At 61.7% G+C, this 17,506-nt stretch carries 19 protein-coding genes and 1 pseudogene; 7 read left to right on the plus strand and 13 right to left on the minus strand.

Features of this window, described 5'->3' with window-relative positions:
• Positions 1 to 54: 54 nt before the first annotated feature.
• From KSAC_RS16870 to KSAC_RS16890, 5 genes are all read right to left on the minus strand, one after another.
• The gene (locus KSAC_RS16870; RefSeq protein WP_132307031.1) at positions 55 to 699 is read right to left on the minus strand and encodes a hypothetical protein; all 645 of its coding nucleotides are present in this window, start codon (positions 697 to 699) and stop codon (positions 55 to 57) included.
• 11 nt (positions 700 to 710) lie between these two features.
• A complete protein-coding gene (locus KSAC_RS16875; RefSeq protein WP_165927402.1) occupies positions 711 to 1,430 on the minus strand; it encodes an HNH endonuclease in 720 nt (239 codons plus the stop codon).
• Positions 1,427 to 2,734, minus strand: coding sequence for a replication initiation protein RepC (gene repC, locus KSAC_RS16880; protein WP_132307035.1), 1,308 nt, complete (start codon positions 2,732 to 2,734; stop codon positions 1,427 to 1,429). Before repC ends, KSAC_RS16875 begins: the two co-directional genes overlap by 4 nt.
• A gap of 380 nt (positions 2,735 to 3,114) precedes the next feature.
• Positions 3,115 to 3,822 (minus strand): transglycosylase SLT domain-containing protein, encoded by a 708-nt coding sequence (locus KSAC_RS16885; RefSeq protein WP_243705446.1) that lies wholly within the window; start codon positions 3,820 to 3,822, stop codon positions 3,115 to 3,117.
• A gap of 5 nt (positions 3,823 to 3,827) precedes the next feature.
• Positions 3,828 to 4,292 (minus strand): SH3 domain-containing protein, encoded by a 465-nt coding sequence (locus tag KSAC_RS16890; RefSeq protein WP_132307037.1) that lies wholly within the window; start codon positions 4,290 to 4,292, stop codon positions 3,828 to 3,830.
• Between the two features lie 136 nt (positions 4,293 to 4,428).
• On the opposite strand from KSAC_RS16890, the gene KSAC_RS16895 reads away from it, so the two are divergent.
• The 3 genes from KSAC_RS16895 to KSAC_RS16905 all read left to right on the plus strand — a co-directional run bounded on the left by KSAC_RS16895 (position 4,429) and on the right by KSAC_RS16905 (position 6,261).
• The gene (locus KSAC_RS16895) at positions 4,429 to 5,361 is read left to right on the plus strand and encodes a DsbC family protein (RefSeq protein ID WP_132307039.1); all 933 of its coding nucleotides are present in this window, start codon (positions 4,429 to 4,431) and stop codon (positions 5,359 to 5,361) included.
• On the plus strand, positions 5,358 to 5,807 hold the full coding sequence (locus tag KSAC_RS16900; RefSeq protein WP_132307041.1) for a hypothetical protein: 450 nt from the start codon (positions 5,358 to 5,360) through the stop codon (positions 5,805 to 5,807). The genes KSAC_RS16895 and KSAC_RS16900 overlap by 4 nt, the downstream gene beginning before the upstream one ends.
• A 94-nt stretch (positions 5,808 to 5,901) precedes the next feature.
• Positions 5,902 to 6,261, plus strand: a complete 360-nt coding sequence (locus KSAC_RS16905) for a hypothetical protein (RefSeq protein WP_132307043.1) — start codon at positions 5,902 to 5,904, stop codon at positions 6,259 to 6,261.
• A gap of 217 nt (positions 6,262 to 6,478) precedes the next feature.
• Here KSAC_RS16905 and KSAC_RS16910 read toward each other — a convergent pair whose 3' ends face one another.
• From KSAC_RS16910 to KSAC_RS17410, 8 genes and pseudogenes are all read right to left on the minus strand, one after another.
• The gene (locus KSAC_RS16910; protein WP_132307071.1) at positions 6,479 to 6,799 is read right to left on the minus strand and encodes a HigA family addiction module antitoxin; all 321 of its coding nucleotides are present in this window, start codon (positions 6,797 to 6,799) and stop codon (positions 6,479 to 6,481) included.
• A 12-nt stretch (positions 6,800 to 6,811) separates the two neighbouring features.
• Positions 6,812 to 7,084 (minus strand): annotated as a pseudogene (locus KSAC_RS16915) (type II toxin-antitoxin system RelE/ParE family toxin); the annotation flags it as partial.
• A gap of 330 nt (positions 7,085 to 7,414) precedes the next feature.
• Positions 7,415 to 7,741 (minus strand): hypothetical protein, encoded by a 327-nt coding sequence (locus KSAC_RS16925; RefSeq protein WP_132307047.1) that lies wholly within the window; start codon positions 7,739 to 7,741, stop codon positions 7,415 to 7,417.
• Between the two features lie 5 nt (positions 7,742 to 7,746).
• Positions 7,747 to 10,080: a DotA/TraY family protein gene (locus tag KSAC_RS16930; protein ID WP_132307049.1), complete on the minus strand. Its 2,334-nt coding sequence runs from the start codon at positions 10,078 to 10,080 to the stop codon at positions 7,747 to 7,749.
• Positions 10,081 to 10,083: 3 nt separating this feature from the next.
• Positions 10,084 to 11,655 (minus strand): hypothetical protein, encoded by a 1,572-nt coding sequence (locus KSAC_RS16935; RefSeq protein ID WP_132307051.1) that lies wholly within the window; start codon positions 11,653 to 11,655, stop codon positions 10,084 to 10,086.
• A gap of 7 nt (positions 11,656 to 11,662) precedes the next feature.
• A complete protein-coding gene (locus tag KSAC_RS16940) occupies positions 11,663 to 12,829 on the minus strand; it encodes a hypothetical protein (RefSeq protein WP_243705447.1) in 1,167 nt (388 codons plus the stop codon).
• Complete coding sequence (locus KSAC_RS16945) at positions 12,826 to 13,380, minus strand: hypothetical protein (protein ID WP_132307053.1); 555 nt, start codon at positions 13,378 to 13,380, stop codon at positions 12,826 to 12,828. The genes KSAC_RS16940 and KSAC_RS16945 overlap by 4 nt, the downstream gene beginning before the upstream one ends.
• Positions 13,377 to 13,535, minus strand: a complete 159-nt coding sequence (locus tag KSAC_RS17410; RefSeq protein WP_165927403.1) for a hypothetical protein — start codon at positions 13,533 to 13,535, stop codon at positions 13,377 to 13,379. The genes KSAC_RS16945 and KSAC_RS17410 overlap by 4 nt, the downstream gene beginning before the upstream one ends.
• A 584-nt stretch (positions 13,536 to 14,119) precedes the next feature.
• On the opposite strand from KSAC_RS17410, the gene KSAC_RS16950 reads away from it, so the two are divergent.
• The 4 genes from KSAC_RS16950 to KSAC_RS16965 all read left to right on the plus strand — a co-directional run bounded on the left by KSAC_RS16950 (position 14,120) and on the right by KSAC_RS16965 (position 17,486).
• The gene (locus KSAC_RS16950) at positions 14,120 to 14,620 is read left to right on the plus strand and encodes a hypothetical protein (RefSeq protein WP_132307055.1); all 501 of its coding nucleotides are present in this window, start codon (positions 14,120 to 14,122) and stop codon (positions 14,618 to 14,620) included.
• Positions 14,621 to 14,685: 65 nt separating this feature from the next.
• Positions 14,686 to 15,270 carry a DotI/IcmL/TraM family protein gene (locus KSAC_RS16955; protein WP_243705448.1) on the plus strand — a complete coding sequence of 195 codons (585 nt, stop codon included), beginning with the start codon at positions 14,686 to 14,688 and terminating at the stop codon, positions 15,268 to 15,270.
• Positions 15,271 to 16,206 carry a DotH/IcmK family type IV secretion protein gene (locus KSAC_RS16960; protein WP_102326062.1) on the plus strand — a complete coding sequence of 312 codons (936 nt, stop codon included), beginning with the start codon at positions 15,271 to 15,273 and terminating at the stop codon, positions 16,204 to 16,206.
• The gene (locus KSAC_RS16965; protein WP_132307059.1) at positions 16,203 to 17,486 is read left to right on the plus strand and encodes a DotG/IcmE/VirB10 family protein; all 1,284 of its coding nucleotides are present in this window, start codon (positions 16,203 to 16,205) and stop codon (positions 17,484 to 17,486) included. The genes KSAC_RS16960 and KSAC_RS16965 overlap by 4 nt, the downstream gene beginning before the upstream one ends.
• Positions 17,487 to 17,506: the final 20 nt, after the last annotated feature.

Genomic DNA, 17,506 nt, shown 5'->3' on the forward strand with positions numbered 1-17,506 from the left:
CTGGAACGCAACGCGCCGCATTAACCCGAACTCTATGGTGGCACAGGAAAAAACTTAGCCGGTGCCTTTACTTCTGTTCCGCCAGGCGCCCAGGGACACCACATTTCCATCCTGCACCACCGGTTCGGACTGGACAGGTGCGCTTACGGGCAGCTTCTCAGATTTCGCCTTCCGCACATGCCGACCTTCGCGATAGCGTTCGAGACAGGCGATGACGACCTCCCATCCGCCGATGATCCGGCCGCTCAGGATCCACGTCTCGCTGACCTGCTGGGCGGCATGCGCCCGCTGCTGCCGGTAGGCGGTATCCATGAGCCTCTGTTCGACATTCGTGGCAAGGCGTATCTGCCGCTCCCGGATGATAAGGTCACGGGCTTCTGCCGTTTCGCTGATCGCCAGTGTAACGGCAGGCTGGAACCAGGCACGCAGGGCATCCTCCAGTTCGGCCGCGTCAGCAAAGACGCTCAGGTCCCATTCCCTGAGACGGGAGCGCACCTCACGCGCGCCCTCCCGCTTCAGGGTGGACAGGGCGTAGGGCGGCTTCTGTCCGGCCTCTTTCATCACCTCGACCACGTCATCGCGGTCAAGGCTCAGCATCTGCATGAATTCAACCGAACGCGCCTTACGGCGTTCCAGCGGAAACCGCGCGACGGTCAGGGCGTCGGCAATGGGTTCTACGGGAGCGGGGTTATCTGTCATTTCTACCTCGATCAGCGCATTTCACCGTCGCGCGACTGCCGCGCCAATGCGACCAGACCCTGCTGCGTTGCCGCTGCCCGGACCATGGCATCCGCTACGGGCTGCACGCCGAAGACTTTTTCTACCCATCCGATATCACAGGTCCAGCCCGTATGACCGCTCCGCCAATGCCACAGTGCCATGGCCTCATCCGCACAGGCGCGGGCCTGCGCTGGTGTCCACCCGTTGATCCATGCCAGCCAGCGCAGGACATGCTGTTCCTTTCCGGTTGCCATACTCCGTCCCCAGTGCCTTACGGCGTGGCAGTCGGGACATAGGGCGATCACGCCCCTGAGGACCTGCACGAAGCGCGTGTCGTCGTAGGCCCAACCTTCATCGGCCTCTACAGGATGGTCGGGACCGATACCGCCACAGATGCGGCAGCGGTAGCCTGCCCGCCTGTAAGCATCGCGGCGGATCCTGTCCCAGTCTTCGCGACGCAGCATGGCGCGCAGGTTCCATCCCCACAGGGATTGCGGGACCATCCACGGCCGCACATAAGGCGGCCTGCGGTCGGGGCGAAAGCGGAACGGCAGGAACGCCAGGACCGGCGCGTTTTCCGCAATGTCGGCAATCCCTGTGTCCCAGAAGAAACAGCGCTGCACCCTGTCCCATCGTGCACCGGCCCCGGCGGCCTGTTTCGCTCTGTCACGCGGGACGCACAGCGGAATGGATCCCTGAGCCCCTGTCACTGCCGTAATCCGATAGGGCTAGTGGATCGGGACGGCCCGGCCGAAAGGGTCATCCGGGCGCAGGCATCGCGCAGGGCATACAGGCTGCGGTCGAGGTAGAGCGCATTGCGCGCGCCCCGATCCACGAGGGAGCGGAAATAGGCATCCCGGTAGCGGATCGGTTCCCCACGATGGAGACGGGCGGCCATGATGATGGCGGTGATGCTGGCCTGCAGGCGACCAAGGACCACGCAGGCCTGTCGCCACGCGTGATGGGTGATGCCGATCTGGCCGGAAAGATACTCCGCGGCATCCGTCAGCTGGGGCAGGGTCGGCTTTTCGGATGGACACAGGTCGCGCAGCGGCGGGCAGATTTCGAGATAGAACGTCGATGTGCCGCGAAAACCGCGCAGGGCGGACAGGTCGGGTCCGGATGATGTGACGACTGGATCCGCTGGCGCTGCGCTCCGCATTGCTTCAATGCGATTGCGGCCCGTGGCCGCTACGGTGACTACCTTGATTTGAGATAGATTGTTTTTTGTATCTGTATAGTGGGTGCCACAATCGGGGTCCATGGGTGCCACTTTCGGGGTCCATCGGGCATCCGGAGACGGGTTATCAACAGGGGCCGGACAGGCCTCCAGACGATGCCAGAGGGCTTTCATGTCGTCATGATAGCCACTCAGTGTTTCGATGGATTCAGAGCGCAGCCGACGACGCATGATGCCGGATGCTTGCACGATTGCCGCCTCATTTCCCTGCTGCTCCGCGCGCTGGCGTATCACCCCGTTAAGGTCGGCGATCGCATCACGCAGGAACCTGATCTGGCTGCGATGCCGCCGCTCCGCTTCCAGCATCTCCATGAAATCAGGCCAGCGATAGCGTAGCGAGGCAAGGCTGAACCCGACCCGGCAGGTATCCTCCTCGCCCTGCCAGCGCCGCCCCCTCTGACCGTTGCGCCCGTCATGGGCGGTCAGCATCCGTGCCCCGGCCAGTTCACGTACGGCGCGGCGCAGGGAGGTAAGGCACAGCCCCGTCCAGTTCACGAGCGTGGTGTTATGGGCGTAGATGAAGGGGGTCGCCCCTTCCTCCCAGTCTCCTGTCGCCGTGCGCTCGACCATGCACACCAGAAGTTCGAACGCGTTCCGGCTCAGGCCAAGCGGTCTGCGAAGCGCGCGCAACACCCGCACGACATCGTATTTTCCGGGGAATGCCGGAGCAGGCCGCGCCAGTTCGGCCACGGCGTCGAGCATGGCAGGGGTAAGGGTCCGCTTTCCGCGCCGGCGCACCGGGCGCGGGTCATCATTGTGGTCTCGTATCACCATTCAAAAAAGTCCGGGAACCAGAAAGTTTTCAGGAGCCTCACGACCCGGACACCGGACAAACCGCCCCCGTTCGCAATTTTGTCTTGCGTTCCGACGGGACTCTCATGTACGAGGAAATTGTCGCATTTCTTCGTACATGAACTAAGGTTTTTGGGTGCCCTGGCTTTTCCGATTTGGAGATCGGAAGAGGCAGGGTTTCTCATATCTGGGCTAGGTCATCGGTGGGCCTCTGCAATCGGGCGCCCGGTCTGCATGGCTATGCGGCCCGCAGCGCGAAAGCACCTTGCCCCGACTCATTCCGCGCCACAAGCGAAACCTTGGTAAACCGCTGTTTTTCTTGCGTTTTTGTGTCCATTTTGGCACGGCAACCGGATGGTATTTCATGAGCTGATGACCTGTTCCGACGCCCCATTTCCCATGCGATTTGAAATGGTTGCGTAGTACTGACCCACCGTCCAGCCAGTCATGTTGTTGGCGGCGAGGGTTCTGGCGGAGACGAATCTGCTCAATGGCGTACTGCTGTCCGACTCGGTTGCGATTTCCGATCCGGCCTTTGTCCCGAACATGTAGGCGCCATAGGTCTGCGCCGCCGTTGCACTGGTGCCGGTCGATTTCGAAACCGCCGAAGCGTAGTCGCTGATGACCGCACTGGCGACGTCCGCCTGTACGGCCGGATCGCTCCTGTCGGCATCGCTGAGCCCCAGCTTCGCGGCATACTCATCCCATGTCCCGTTGGTGATCTGCCAGACGCCTTCCGCAGAGGATGTGGCGTTGCCGACATTCTGGAAATGGCTCTCGATCTGTCCAAAGGCCGCCAGCGTATCGGGATTGATCCCTTCATCCTCGGCGGCAGTCACGGCGCTCGAGCCATAGGACTGCGCGAGAAGCGTGGACATGGCGTCGGTCGTCCCCCAGGCCCCCGTATAGGTCGTGGCGCCCGAAGAGCCGCCCGTCTGGGACGATGTCCCGGCATAGACGAATTCCGGCGAGCCGGGCTCCATGATGCTCGGGATGACCTGCTGGGGGACCTGCGCCATGGCCGCATGCAGCCACAGCGAGGGCGCCAGCGCCGTTACGAAAAGACGCATCCGCATCATCTGTCCGGGTGGGAAAAGGCGATCATGCCGTTCGCCCGCTGCCCCGCGACCGTGCAGCCGGTCGGGTGATCCGCAACAAGCGGGCGATAGGCCACCACGTCCCGGCTCGGTATCCATGCAAGGATGCGCCCGGTGAGTTCAACCTGCGTCCAGCCGTCGCGGGTGGTATCGGTGACAGCGATCTGCGGGGCGGCCACCCCTACCTGACGCGCCGTGCGCGCGGGTGCCGCGTAAAGTGGTTCGAAATCCGTGGCGGGACTTTTGCATGTCGCCGGAACCGGAAGGGGCGAGAGGGTCTGCGCCTGCGCGGGCGGATTGACCGGCGGCCCCCAGTTCCGATGGCCGATCTCGGCCTGCCGTTCCGCTGAAAGATGGTCCAGCGCGTCGGGGGGGAGATGCTGGGCAAAGGCGGGTGTGGCCGCCAGCGCCAGACCGAGCATCAGGGCAAAGGTGTTCCGCATGAAATCCTCCTTGGGTGGTGCGTTCGTTACAGGACTGAAGATGGCACGTCCGTTTGTGGGTGCTGACATGGCATGCAAAAAAACTCACCCACAACCACGCATGGGATGGTGAAGGAACCTTACTGGAGGACCCTTCATGCGACGCTTCATGCCCGCATTTGCCATCCTTGCCCTGCCCGGCCTTGCCCTGGCGGCGCCACAATGCCCATCCGTGGCCGATACACCCGCCCGGCCTGCGGCTGTGGCTGTTCCACAGGTCGGCGGGCAGCCACAGCCCCGCCCCATACCGGCGGCCGAGATCGCCCGGAGTCCAGCCCTGAGCCGGATTGCAAGCCAGGGAGCCAGCGTGTTCGATATCGGCAGGCCGGAAGACCAGCATGGCCTGCGCGCCGTCTACGCGCGCAATGGCGACCATTTCCGGGTGTTCTACATCACGCCCGATGGCGGCGCTGAAATCGGCGGGGTGATGTGGGATGCGTCAGGCCATAACCTGACCCGCGATGAGGTGGCGCCCATCCGGGGCACCATTCCGACTGTGGTCCTGCACGGTCAGGGAAGTTCACGGAGCGAACCCGGGGCTGCCGCATCACCGGCCACCGTCAATCCGGTCGGCCGGCTTTCCGCCGCATCCTTTGGCCTGTACGGGCGCAGGGACGCGCCACGGGTCTATATGGTGGTCGATCCGCTCTGTCCGTATTCCACCCGGGCGTTGCAGACCCTTCAGCCCTATGTCGATGCGGGCAGGCTGCAGCTCGCCATCGTGCCGATCTCCATCAACGATTACGAAAACCACGGAGCCAGCACGCCTGCGGCAGTCGCCATGCTGAGTGCGGCCCCTGATGGCATGGTGCCGGTATGGCGGCGGATCATGGCACAGGGGCACGCACCTGCGGACGGAGCCGTATCCGAGACTGCGGAAGCGGCCCTGACGCTCAATCTCGACGCAGCGCACGCCATCGGCGTCCGGGGCACGCCCACCATTATCTGGAGTGGCCGGGACGGCGCACCCCACGAGGAAGCCGGGCTACCCGATGACGTGGACGGGTTTGTCGCAGGACTGGCTTCGTGAGCGGGCCGACGAGGCGGGGGCGGATGGTCCGCGCCCTGAAATGGCTGTCCTTGCCGTTCCTGGTGCAGTTCGTCAGAAGCTACCGGGTCGCGCGCGACGGCATGCGCGCACTGGCTGACATGCGGCCGGATCACGATATGCCAGCCGCAGTCGCACGGTCGCAGATCGAGGACGATGCCATCCGGCGGCAGGCACGGAGCAGAACCCGGCGATACGGACGGTTCTGTGCCCTCTTGCTGGCCATTGTAATCGCGATGTGGGGGCACGCCGTGTTCTGGAACGGGGAGGGTATTCTCTCGCCTGCCAGCATCCGGTCGCTGGCGCTGAGCCTCATACTGGGCACCCAGTATGTCAGCCTGTGCTTTTCTAACTGGATGGCACGGTCGCACAGACGGGGATCATTCTCTGATTTTCTGCAGGACGGACGTGACTTCTGGCCGCGATAGACGAACCCGCCCGGAATGTGGCACTCCAGTTCGTGTAGGCGCGAACATAAATTCCTTCACGGTTCGCGCTTCAGACGGCTCGGGACAGCACCAGATGGCCGATTTCAGGGACTCAGAATATTACGGCTCCCGGGTGGAGCCTGCGCGACGCGAATCAGGCTGGCTCTCCGATGGAGACTTCATCCGCCGCGGTCGAGAAGAATTCAGGAATTACCGGATAGGGGCGGGAGGGAATTCGCTCCCGACCGCAAAAGGCATCTTCTCCCTGATCCTGCTGATTTTGGCGGTCGGGGCACTGTTCTCCATTGCTCAGGGACTTGAGGCGGTCATGAACAATGCCTCTAACGCCATCTACGACGTTGACAGATACCTTTCCGCCTTCCCCTGGAAAGGAATAGCGATCGTGATCGCTGATATCTGGTTGGGCGTATATATCTGGCTCAAGCTGTTGTAGTTCGTGGTGGCAGTGCCTGAATTTGGCATGTCAGCCAGCATTTCTCAAACTGGATGGTATGGTTGCGGAGGCAAGGATCATTTTCGGGTTTTCTACAGGTACAGACGTGACTGCTGGCGGCGATAATACCAGTTTGCAGAAGCGAACGGCTCCATTTCCGGCGTAACCACTGAATCTTGCGGTCTTTCAACGCAGTATCAGGCAGGCGCCTATGTTCTTACCGTGCGGCATGACGGTAGGAACCGACTGCCTGCAAGGTTGGAATGTTCGAAACGTCCACTGCTCGTGCCGCATGCCATTCATCATAAGCGGCCTGCATCCGGATCCAGAGACCGGGACCGTTCCCGAACAGCTTGCCCAGTCGCACTCCCACTTCCGGACTCACAGGCTTGCGCTCTGCGAGAATATCATAGAGATGCTGTCGGGAAATGCCCAGAAACTGCGCAATTTCTGTCTTGCTCCGCTCAGTCGCAGGAATCACATCCTCTCGGAGCAACTCGCCTGGATGAGTTGGGCAGCGACGAACGGTGCTAACCATGGTTGCCTCCTGGTGGTACTGTTCAAAATCAAGAACGTAGGCGTCGCTGTCTCTAAACTCGAAGGTAATACACCACGGCCCGTTTACGTGAACTGTATATCGGGTCGGTGTATGCCCCTTGAGGGCATGAAAGTCGAACCCGGGCAGGTTCATATCGTCTGCATTGACCGACGCATCAAGCGCATCCAATCGACGCAGAATACGACCATGAAACCGCGCATCAATCCTCGACTTTCCTGTCTCCCACAGCGCCTTGAGCTGCTTGTTTGCGAACGTCTTGATCATTCTGTCGTGCTTGTAAGCAATCTGCTTACAAATGTCAATGAGTTCAGAAGGTGCCAGCCCTCCCGGACTGGCTGCCCACCGACCACGAAGCGCCTTCGTAATCCGGCCGGTCTGCCTGGTCGGCTGGATCTGACGGTTTCACGATATTACCGGCGCGTGACGCGACAGCAGGCTTCCAGCGTGCCGGAACGGATCCATAGGGTGCATACGGGTCATACAGTGCCTGCCGGACCGCTGGGGGCCTGAGCGGTCGGCTAGATGCCGATGTGAGGTTCCCGTGGGAACATCCGGAAACCGCAAGCGCCAGCCCACCCAGCAATGCAAGCCGCATCATCCCTTGCGTCCTTTGAGTGCGGCAATTTCTCTTTCAAGCTCTGCCACACGCGTTTTCAAGCGCTCTGATTTCCGGTCAAAAAAATCCCGTTCTGCTTTTACTGCCCGGCCATAATCTCTGAACTCATTGCGGTTTTGTTCATACGTGACTGCGGCGCTCTCCCAGTGCCGGGCATTGGCCTGAAGCCGTATGACCTCCTGCCGCAACGCCTCGTTCTGCCGTACAACGGCGTTGTAATCCGCCACCGAGATGGCGTTGTTCGCCATTTTTTCCGTTGCGCGCCGGATGCGGATAAGCTGGTCAAAGTCAAGAAAATCACCCATTGCGCCTAACCTTCCTCGCGACCTGAAACCATAAGGTGGGACTGCGTTGTTGAATCCAGTCCCTTTGAACCGGGAGCGGCAGACTTTTCTTCTTTTGCCCCACCGCTTGCAGCACTGGAAACACTATCCTGCAACAGACGCGCGCCTTTTTCCATATGCGGTTCCAATGGCTGCGTTGTGCTGTCAGAGAAATTATCACTATCGACACGGCTCATCGCGTTCATGCCCGCCATGGCTGGCAGATGATGCGGCAACGTGGAGATCAGCCGGAAAGACATGACGGCCAGTGTCATCTCCGTCGTGACATACATGGCCAGCATCACCACGATCCCGACGAAATTGTCCAGCAGGTAGCCCTGCGCAAACACGAAGCCGGTTGCCACGGAGAAGCTTTTCATCAGCAGCCAGGACATCGCGGAGAAGATCGTGTAGCTCAGGATCAGCCCGATCACCATCATGGAGGGCCGGAAGATGATGGTGAACAGCACCTCATATCCCCGGATGCCCTTGCCGTGCAGGCCCTCGCCTTCGAACACCATATGCGCCAGCATCCATAACGGCACGGCGATGACCGCCTCGATCACGAGGATGAGCCAGCCACCGACACCCGCGATCCAGTAAAGATAGGGGGTCATGGGCAGCACGTAAGCCAGCGTGACACCGGGCACCAGCAGCATGAACGCTCCCGCGAAAATCGGCGTCAGGAGCGCGCTGATCGCGCCGCTGAACACCATGGCCGATGCCGCGGCCGCCACCTCTCCGGGCTGGCCTGTCACAAAGCCCGCCACGGCCGCCGCACCGGACGCGGTCTTGCTCGCCCCTACGGCCGCCATGCCTATGACAGTCAGGGCGATATCAATCAGCACATGTCCCAGCGTAATCATGCTGGCCAGCGGGTCGGTCCATCCCGACCCGCCCCCGCTGATCGGGTGACTGGTGTTATCGCCAGAACTGGGGGCGATCATCTCGTTGAGGATCAGGGTGAAGACATCCTCGTTGATCCCGATGGCGCGCGTAATCTGGCTGAGCAGGGAATCTGGTGAACTGCCGATGCGTCCGCGGGCGAACATGCGCGGTGCGCCGTAGGGCGCGCTGGCCTGATCGGCGGTGATGATGTTGTCTTCCTGCTGGGCGAGGTAATCGCCGATGGCCTGTGCGAACGGGAGGACGTCATCAGAAAGATACCAGCCCAGTCCCGTCCATGCCGGTGCGGTGATGGTGGGCCGGAGCGACGAGAAGGCGAGGATTTCCGAGTTCAGGCTGGCAATTTCCAGATAGTAGGCTCCCAGCCCGCTCCATCCAAGGTTCTGCAGGGCCGTAACCCCGGCATCGGCCCCCGATCCATCGGCCGCGGACCGTATTTGCGAGACCGCACTGGAGGCGATCGACGACAGCGCATTGGAATAGGACTGCGTGTTGACAATCAGAACGGCATCAAGCGAGCGAAGTGTCGAAACATTCCGGGTTGCCCACAAAGTGGCTGCGATACCCTGCATGGGGCCACGGATGTTGCTGACGAGGTTTGTCAGGGCCTGCTGCTGCTGCGGAGCGAGGGAGGAAAGGTCGATATAGGGTCCGAGGGACGATGTGGTCATGCGCGCAGAAGACGTTGGAACCTGCAGGGTAATGCTGCCACATGGGGCGGCGGCGGTCTGTTCGCCTTCTGCGAGGTTATAGGACAGCGTGACCCTGCCGGACCCGTTATTCTGCACGGTGGGCTCGGGGATCAGATTGTGGTTGTTTGACGCGTTGTTGATTATGGCACGACAGAGTTCGCTGGCCATCACACCGAAGATGATTTCACGGGTAGCGGGGGCCATGGGCTGCGCCAGCGGCAGGGCGTCCGGACCAACGGCCCGGATCGTAATATTCTGAAGATTACGCGCCATGCCTATCGCCGATTTGGAGGCGAGCAGGACCAGATCCTGACCGGTCGAAAAACCGCCGAAGGTGCTTATGGGGCTCATCATGATAAGCGCCGTCGCCACACGCACCGGAACCCAGCCGCTGAAACTGGCAGAGAATATCTTGCCGCTTTCAGCGGTGCGGTGGATCTGCATGACCGTGGCATAGGAGATCCATGCCGCGACGATCAGCATGACATAGGCGGAAAAATACGAGAGCATCGTTCCCGTAGTGGTCTGGGACGAACTGCCCATCGGGAAAATGCTGTCCAGCACGCGCCCGGTCCAGTCATCCCCTGCCGCCAGATCGCTCCAGGTGACGTCGGATGCGGTGGTATCCGCATGGGCGCTACCTGACAGGAGCAGATAACCTGCCAGGAACACGAAAGCCATCAGCCAGAAGCGGCTGACCGGGCGCGGGCGCGTGTGGATCAAGGCTCAGCGCTCCATGGAGGGGCTGCTGTCACGTCCGCGCTGCTGCCCGAAGATACGTTCGAAATGCGCGCGAAACTTCTCGACCAGTCGTTCGACCAGCCCCCCTATGTCCTGCAGGAAATTCCTGCCAGCCTGCTCGCCCGGGACTTTTTCGAGTTCCAGGCCGAGAGCCGCGACATTCCGGGTCGTCTCCACAACGGGGGCCTGTTCGGATGCCCCGCGCTCGCGTGTCTCCTCGTCCAGTCGCCTCGTAGCCGTGCGCAGTCCGATGCCGGCCTTATGAAGCTCGTTGCGTGCTGCGACAAAGCCCGGATTAGTCTCGCATATCGTATTATATTCATTGCGCAGGTCGGCGAACGGGCCATCGGCTGTCATGCCCGCCACCACAGCGGGAACCGTTTTCCCTGACGTGCGGGCGGCGGTCTCGATACGCTCGAAGAAACCGGGCTCTTCCTGACGGAGATCGCCCAGCCGATCCCTGACCGTATCCATCGCGGTCGTCGTGGCGGCGATCATCTTGTTGATCCGGCTCTCATCCCGCTTACCCCTGAAATTACTGGCCCATTTACCGATGCCGGCAATCGGCGAGGGAATGTTCGAAGGTGCGGGTTGCGGTTTGTTCTGGGGACTGGCAGACGCTTCGGTCTGCTCTTGATCGGGACCTTTTGGCGATTGAACGTTATTCGGAACCTTAACTTCTTGTGGTTCACGAACCGAAGAAGGCTGTGATTCCTCGGCCTGTCGCGCGGCCTCCCGATCCCCGTCCCGTACCTGATCCTCTATATTTCGAGAACTGGCAGCCTTTGCTGAAGCGGGCACATCCTGAGGCTGCTCATCGCCCCGTGATGCGCGCGATGATCTTTCATTGGCGGGAGCCGTGCCCGGTTCGCTATCTTCATGCACGGTCTCGGGCGCGGCCCCTCGCGCCAGCTCGGCCTCCTGAGGCGGCGCAGCAAATCCCGGATCTCCGGCTTCCGGCGGGAACGGCTGTGCTTCCGCTGCAGCTGCCGGGGATGGCTGGCTCCGGACAGGCTGTTCAGCCACCAGTTCAGGCGCAATAACCGGCTGGACCGGTGACGGGGCGGCTGCCCGCGCAATAACCGGCGCCCCCAGTGACGCCTGCACCTGCTGCACAAGATGCTCGGCCGCCATCCGGGCCATGAAGGACTCCTGCTGCTCGGGCGTCAGGCGCGCCGTTTCCATCGCGACCGAGCGGATGTCCGTAATCAGCGCGTGGTCATGCAGTGTGGCGGTCTGCTCAAGGGCGGCCCGGATCTGCGGGTTTTCAAGCCCGGGATAGGTGGATGCCAGATGCGCCATGCCTGCGGTCAGGAAGGGCGAGACAGCCGGGGCCTGACCCGTGCCGCTGAATTTCTGCCAGTCCTGCACCAGCCATGCGACCTGCGTGCAGAAACGCGGATCGTTTTCAAGCGCCGGGTTTTCCGCAAGGCGCTTCTGAAGGTCTGCGAGATCCTTCGCAAGACCGCGTTCGCCCTCGGGAACGGTGCGCTGCTGCGCATCCAGACCAGCAAGGGCCGTTGCGATAAAACTCTGGGAGGTGGTTGTCTGTGACATATGATCCTCAGTTGCTGGAAGTGGACGGGACAGGCATCGGGGAAGTCCGGGGCCTGCGCTGTTCCGCCGTAATGGAAAGACGCGTCGCCTCGGCCAGCGCGCGGGTCTGGTCGAGCTTGAGCTGCTGCCACAGCAGCCAGTTGCGTTGCGCATCAAGGAGGGCGATCTGGATCAGGACCGACTTTTCGCCGGGCATCGCCTGAAGATCGCCCTGCCAGTCCGTGCCCGCATATTTGCGGTTGACCTCAAGCTCGGTGGCTTCCCACTGGCTGCCTGTGTCGGTCTGGGTAATGCCCTCACGCTGCGCTTCGGCTTTCTGCGCCGCGGAAAGCGTGACCGTGCCGGTATGCCAGCTCAGGACATCGTCACCGATCTTGTGTGCAAGGGAGATCGCCGCGTTATAGCCCCGGCGCTGGGGGAGGCCCTGCTGCCCTTCGGTAGTGTTGAGGGCGCTGCCCCGCAATGCCGCGGGCGCCACCGGCTGGATCAGGGTGGTTTCGTAGTCGTTCGCGCGATCAATCGCCGTCTGGTCCGCATAGACGGGCGGGGTCAGAAGGCTGGAGGCGTTCTGGTCGGCCGCCTTTACCCCGGCGGCCGCAAGCGAACAGATCCCGGCTTCTGCTTCGGCATCGTCGCAGTATTTCGAGAAATGATGCGTATTGTTGGCCTGCGCCGCCTGTCCCCCGCCAGCCCATGACGGCGTATCCCGGGCCGCGTGCGTCCGGTTGTCCTTTGCCCCGTCGAGCGCGGTCGCCACCGCCATTGCGTTATGCGCCGCTACAACCGCTGACTGTCCGCCTTCAAGGTTGAGGCAGTCCTGGCGGTTGACTGCATGATCGTCGCGGATCTGCGCATTGCGCACATCGCGGGCCAGTCGGGCCTGGACCAGGTTGTTCGCATCCGCAATCTGCTCCTGCGCGCCCACCTGCGCCTTCATATAATTGCTGAGCTGGGTAAACCCGTTGCCGAGCGAACCATTGATGAGGCCGAGCGAGTCATTGAGAACAGTCTTTGTCGTATTGACGACCGAGTTCATTGCACTCTGCAGGGCGGTGATGGCGGCTATGATCGGCCCTTCATCAATCCCGAACAGCGCATAAGCTGGCCGGGGTGCCAGCATCATGCCCGCGGCAAAGCAGGCGGATGCAAGCAGGATGCCGCGCGCCGCCCTCATTGGGAGATCTCCGAGATGCCGGAACCAGGGCCCATGAGCTGGAGCGAATAGCCATCGGGAAGCTGGGAATCTCCCGTGACGTCCCACGAACTGTCGCCGCTGGTATTCGTGGCCGTGCTGATAAGCGCGTCACCCCCACCCCCGAAATTAAGCGAGGGACAGAACGCGCCTGCCCCCAGCCCGAGATCGAAATTGTTGTCGAGGCCGGTTACGGTCAGGCCACACTGCGCCGCGCCTTCGAGGTTCTGCCATACACTGGTCAGTTCCGAGCACACCTTGCCCATGGTCGCCTGTGCGATCGAGGCGACGTTGAGCCCGTTGGTCAGCACATCCAGTCCCGCGCCATTGAAGAAATTGCCCAGACAGGTGAACTGCGTAACGGATTGGGGCTGGTGGATCGTCGTATCGTCCGCTTTCATCTGGGCGGCAGCACCTGTCGCCGCGGACTGGATCAGGGTTTCGCATCCCGTAGCCGAAGCCCCCATGGCTACACGGGCATGAAGGGCAAGGCAGGCTATCGCCACGGCTCCAGCATACGCGGTCCGTTTCATTCGACGGGCTCCGGCATGACGTGGGCGCTGTTATCGCCATGACCGGTAGCGGCCACCTCCCTCTGGGGGGCTGGCGCAAGGACGTCACGGGCACGCCCGGCCTCCAGCCATTCCGGCAGGCGGCTTTCCACCATACGATCTTCCTGATGATCCATAACTGGCTCCGACAGACATTATCGTGCCGAGGATAGGTCTGGCGGTTGTGGGTCCGGACAGGCGTGATGGCGCACATCGCCGTCGCGGCCAGACTCCGTGTCCAGCCGGGTGGATACATTGCACCCATGCGCGGAGTACATGGCAGGTACGACAGAAAATCTATCGAACGCGAATTCGTTATTATAACTAGGGATTTCTGAACGAAAGAATTACTGTCCACGACCGCGGACCAGAGCGATTATGCGTGCAAAGCTGTTATTCGCCGTGTAATGTAACGAACATATTCACTAATGATTACCGGTCAGGAGGGTTCTGGTGCGATCTTCATTAATAACAGGAAGCGCATTTTCCCGTTTCTATCAGGACCCGTTCGCTCCTGTATTTATCCCTTCCGCCATTCCCTTTGTGCGGACTGGTACAGACGGCAGGTTCCCCGGTAACGGCAGGACGGGTCGCACAGCGCGCTGGAGCGCGGATGAAGAGCGGTACGTTACATTAAGGTACCCCACGCAGGTTACGGTCAAATTCATCGCCAGCGTTACGGGCCGTACAATCGGGGCCGTACGCGCCAAGGCTTTACGCCTTGGCTTACGTCGACCGCTACGCGGTCGGGCGGCTGACGCCGCCTCTGCTCATGACGCCCCCCCCCCCCCCCCCGCATTTTTCGATCACAAATTCAAGTATCTATTTAAATAAACTTGACTTTTCCGGCCTGGTTTCACGCAACCGGTCGGGCCGCGCAATCTGGGATGACAGGGCCGTCACCCATCTTGCCGAACTGTGGAAGCGCCTTTACAGCCCCACTTTCATTGCAGAACTTCTTGGCCTGTCGCCCAAGACCGTGGGCGAAGCCGCCCGCCGTGCCGGCCTGCCCGCACGAACCGGACTGACCCTGCTCAATACCTGCCCGTCCGAAGATCCGTTCGCCGTTCCTGCGAACAGCACGGTGGCCAGCCAGATGATCAGAAAAATCTGCCGCGTCACCAGCCGCATCTTCTTCGTCTCCCCGCGTCACCAGAAAACAGTCCATTGCAGCCTACTCGGCCGCAGGCGCCTTGCCACATATGCGGCCGGGTTCGCCTGAATATGCGCAATAGCAGGCAGGCAGTTACACGGCGTCTACTTGATCCGGCATTCGGGCAACTATTGATGGGCAGGCTTGCCATCGGCCTTATTGTCAGCATGGCGCTCAACCTCGGACTGGCGATCTGCCTGTTCGTCGCCATCACCCATCCACCCCGCGTGCGGCATATCTATCACGACCCGTTTGGCAAGCCGCGCGAGCTGCTCGTCACCAACGAGCCCTATTTTACGGATGCGCAGGTCGCGAACTGGGCGACCGAGAAAGTAACAGGTCTCTATACAATCAATTTCCTGCAATACGCGCAGCAGCTTTCATCCTATGCGCAGTATTTTACGGCGGCCGCGTGGAATACATGGCTCGACGCATTCCGCAAGCCCGGAAACATCGAGTTCATCAAGGCAAGACGGGTCATGCTGACCGCCACCCCGAAATCGGCAGCCTCCCTCAGGTGGGAAGGGAAAACCCCGAGCGGCGATTACGAATGGCATGTCCATTTCCCGATGTATCTCAGATGGGAGAACGGAAGTGGCTCGAAGACCGACCAGCTTTCGGTCGATGTCATCATCCGCAGGACAAATGACCCGCTTCATCCCGACGGACTGGTCATTGCCGAGCTGAACGCGCCCCGCGCCAGTAATGGCGGTGACTGAATGCGCTCCTGTCGTGCGGTATTGCTGGGTCTGCTGCTTGCAACAGCCCCGGTTCCGGCTGTGTACGCACAGTCTCTCAATCATGATGACAGGAACGTACATGTCGATCCTGTCTACTCAGGCACCCTGCCGCCGCCACCTGATGCGGTAAATACGCTGTACAACCGGTTTGACGCAGGACAGCGCGCGCTGGATGGCGTGGATGATCCCCATCGTATCGTTGTGCCGGTGTCACGATCCGTGACGGTCGCCCTGGCCGCTGGCGCGCAGATCAATATCGTGCGGATTGCACAGGACTACCCGGCCTCCATCACGTTCCTCGACGAAACCGGTCAGCCATGGCCGATCGCATGGGACATCGCCAGTAACAAAAATGGTGGCTGCGACCAGGACGGCGCAGGGCATAATACCGCCGTGCGCCCGGTTGGCATCAATGCCTGCGTGCCTGAGCCGGGATCAAACGTCCTGCAGCTGACCCCGGTGACACGCTACGCCCATGGCGGCGTTCTCGTGAGCCTGAAGGGTGCGCCAAAGCCCATCAGTTTCATGATCGTGGCCGGTACAGGCTCCTATGACGCCGATCTTACGGCGCGCATCGCCGCACGCGGTCCCAATGCCCGCGACCGGCCCAGTGCGGGGCCGGAAATCCCGGCCACGGGATCGTCGTTCTTCAACGCCATGCTCGATGGCACCCCGCCTGCGGAAGCCGTGCCGCTTCTCGTATCCGGGGGCGACCCCGATCGCGCGCGCGCGTGGCAGTACGACCACCACATCTATCTGCGTACAAACTACGACGTGCTGTCGCCCGGCCCGACCGGACATGAGGAACAGTATGGCTACGTGGTCTACGAGATCCCCGAGACACCGGAAGTCCTGGTGAATAACGGGGCCGGTACGCAGTCCTTCCCCCTCCATCTCGCGAAGGACGGCCCGTGAACGACCAGCCTGCTCCCCCCAGAACCCGGTTGCGCGCAAGCTTTGACGACACACGGCGCGTCGCAGGCTATCTGATGGTCCTGATCGGGGTGGTTCTGGCCGGCCTGTATTTCATCTTTCATGTAGGCCAGAAGGACAGGCCGCACTCTTCCAGTGTCAGGAGCCCGGCACTGGACGCGCCTGCAGGCGGTGACAACCAGTCATCCCGCCTTGATGACATCACCAGCCAGCAGGAAAAGAAAAACGCCGAAGACGCTGCGCGCAGGAACCAGTCCTACACCGCTGCCCTGACCGGTCGCGACATTCCCAAAGAGCAGCACATCGCCGAACTGGGCGACCTGCCCGGCACGGGGAAACCCAAGCCTCCAGCGCCCGCCAGCGCCCCGCAAGCGCCTGTTCCCCCGCCCCCTGCGGCACCGGTGCCACCCGCGGCGAAGCCTGCTTCGACACCACCGCAGACGGCAGCGGCTGACGACCCTTTCAGTAACGCGCCTGCGTCGCCGCCGCCCGCCACGCACCGGGCTCAGCGCATGGAGGCACACGAAGCGGAGCCAGCCATCAGTCTGGCCGCCCAGGCCGAACTGATCGCGGCATGGTCCGGACATGGCTCCACCCTTGAAATGATGCTTCCCGATAATGACAGCCCGCGCACGGCACGCAGGGGTAATACGATTGCAGGTGCCATTTCTACGGCCGGGACGCGATCGGACGCGGCACGGGATGTGGACAGCACGGGCGGTGGCGCGACCCGGACGTCCTCATCAGGTGCCGCGGATCCGTCTTCGCATGCGGGCGGAAAGCTCCTGCTGGCGGCGGGACGCGGCGTCTATGGCCATTCGGTGATCACCTCGAACAGTGATCTGGGTAGCGAAGTCCTCGTGGAAATCGACTCAGGCCCGTTTGCGAAAGCCCGCATAAGCGGGGCGCTGGAAATGAAAAACGACCGGCTCATCATCAGGTTCAATCGCCTCATGATCGGCGATGCCGCCCCGCTTCAGGTCTCCGCCTACGCCGTCTCCCCCAGAACGGCGGAAACAGGTGTCGCGTCCGAAGTGAACGAACACCTTGCCACACGCATCATCCTGCCCACGGCCGCAGCCTTCGTCGAAGGTCTCGGCAACGCGATGATGAGTGCAAACACAACATCATACACCGGGGGATATGGGGTCAGCGCCTTCACCCATCTCAACCTTGCCCAGCAGATGGGTGCCGCGGGCGGTCGCATGGGACAGGAACTCTCCAGGTCCTCCAGAAGCAGACCCCGCAGCAGGCGACGGTGAAGCTCAAACAGGGTGATGAG

This window comes from Komagataeibacter saccharivorans, from assembly GCF_004348195.1.
Lineage (GTDB): Bacteria > Pseudomonadota > Alphaproteobacteria > Acetobacterales > Acetobacteraceae > Komagataeibacter > Komagataeibacter saccharivorans.

What these genes read in the sequence shown, in the direction of transcription:
- KSAC_RS16960 (WP_102326062.1), top strand. Translation starts at nt 15,271, where the DNA reads ATGCGCTCCTGTCGTGCGGTATTGCTGGGTCTGCTGCTTGCAACAGCC.
- KSAC_RS16935 (WP_132307051.1), bottom strand. Translation starts at nt 11,655, where the DNA reads ATGTCACAGACAACCACCTCCCAGAGTTTTATCGCAACGGCCCTTGCT.
- KSAC_RS16910 (WP_132307071.1), bottom strand. Translation starts at nt 6,799, where the DNA reads ATGGTTAGCACCGTTCGTCGCTGCCCAACTCATCCAGGCGAGTTGCTC.
- KSAC_RS16945 (WP_132307053.1), bottom strand. Translation starts at nt 13,380, where the DNA reads ATGAAACGGACCGCGTATGCTGGAGCCGTGGCGATAGCCTGCCTTGCC.
- repC (WP_132307035.1), bottom strand. Translation starts at nt 2,734, where the DNA reads ATGGTGATACGAGACCACAATGATGACCCGCGCCCGGTGCGCCGGCGC.
- KSAC_RS16895 (WP_132307039.1), top strand. Translation starts at nt 4,429, where the DNA reads ATGCGACGCTTCATGCCCGCATTTGCCATCCTTGCCCTGCCCGGCCTT.
- KSAC_RS16870 (WP_132307031.1), bottom strand. Translation starts at nt 699, where the DNA reads ATGACAGATAACCCCGCTCCCGTAGAACCCATTGCCGACGCCCTGACC.
- KSAC_RS16925 (WP_132307047.1), bottom strand. Translation starts at nt 7,741, where the DNA reads ATGGGTGATTTTCTTGACTTTGACCAGCTTATCCGCATCCGGCGCGCA.
- KSAC_RS17410 (WP_165927403.1), bottom strand. Translation starts at nt 13,535, where the DNA reads ATGGATCATCAGGAAGATCGTATGGTGGAAAGCCGCCTGCCGGAATGG.
- KSAC_RS16940 (WP_243705447.1), bottom strand. Translation starts at nt 12,829, where the DNA reads ATGAGGGCGGCGCGCGGCATCCTGCTTGCATCCGCCTGCTTTGCCGCG.
- KSAC_RS16905 (WP_132307043.1), top strand. Translation starts at nt 5,902, where the DNA reads ATGGCCGATTTCAGGGACTCAGAATATTACGGCTCCCGGGTGGAGCCT.
- KSAC_RS16885 (WP_243705446.1), bottom strand. Translation starts at nt 3,822, where the DNA reads ATGCGTCTTTTCGTAACGGCGCTGGCGCCCTCGCTGTGGCTGCATGCG.
- KSAC_RS16955 (WP_243705448.1), top strand. Translation starts at nt 14,686, where the DNA reads ATGGGCAGGCTTGCCATCGGCCTTATTGTCAGCATGGCGCTCAACCTC.
- KSAC_RS16890 (WP_132307037.1), bottom strand. Translation starts at nt 4,292, where the DNA reads ATGCGGAACACCTTTGCCCTGATGCTCGGTCTGGCGCTGGCGGCCACA.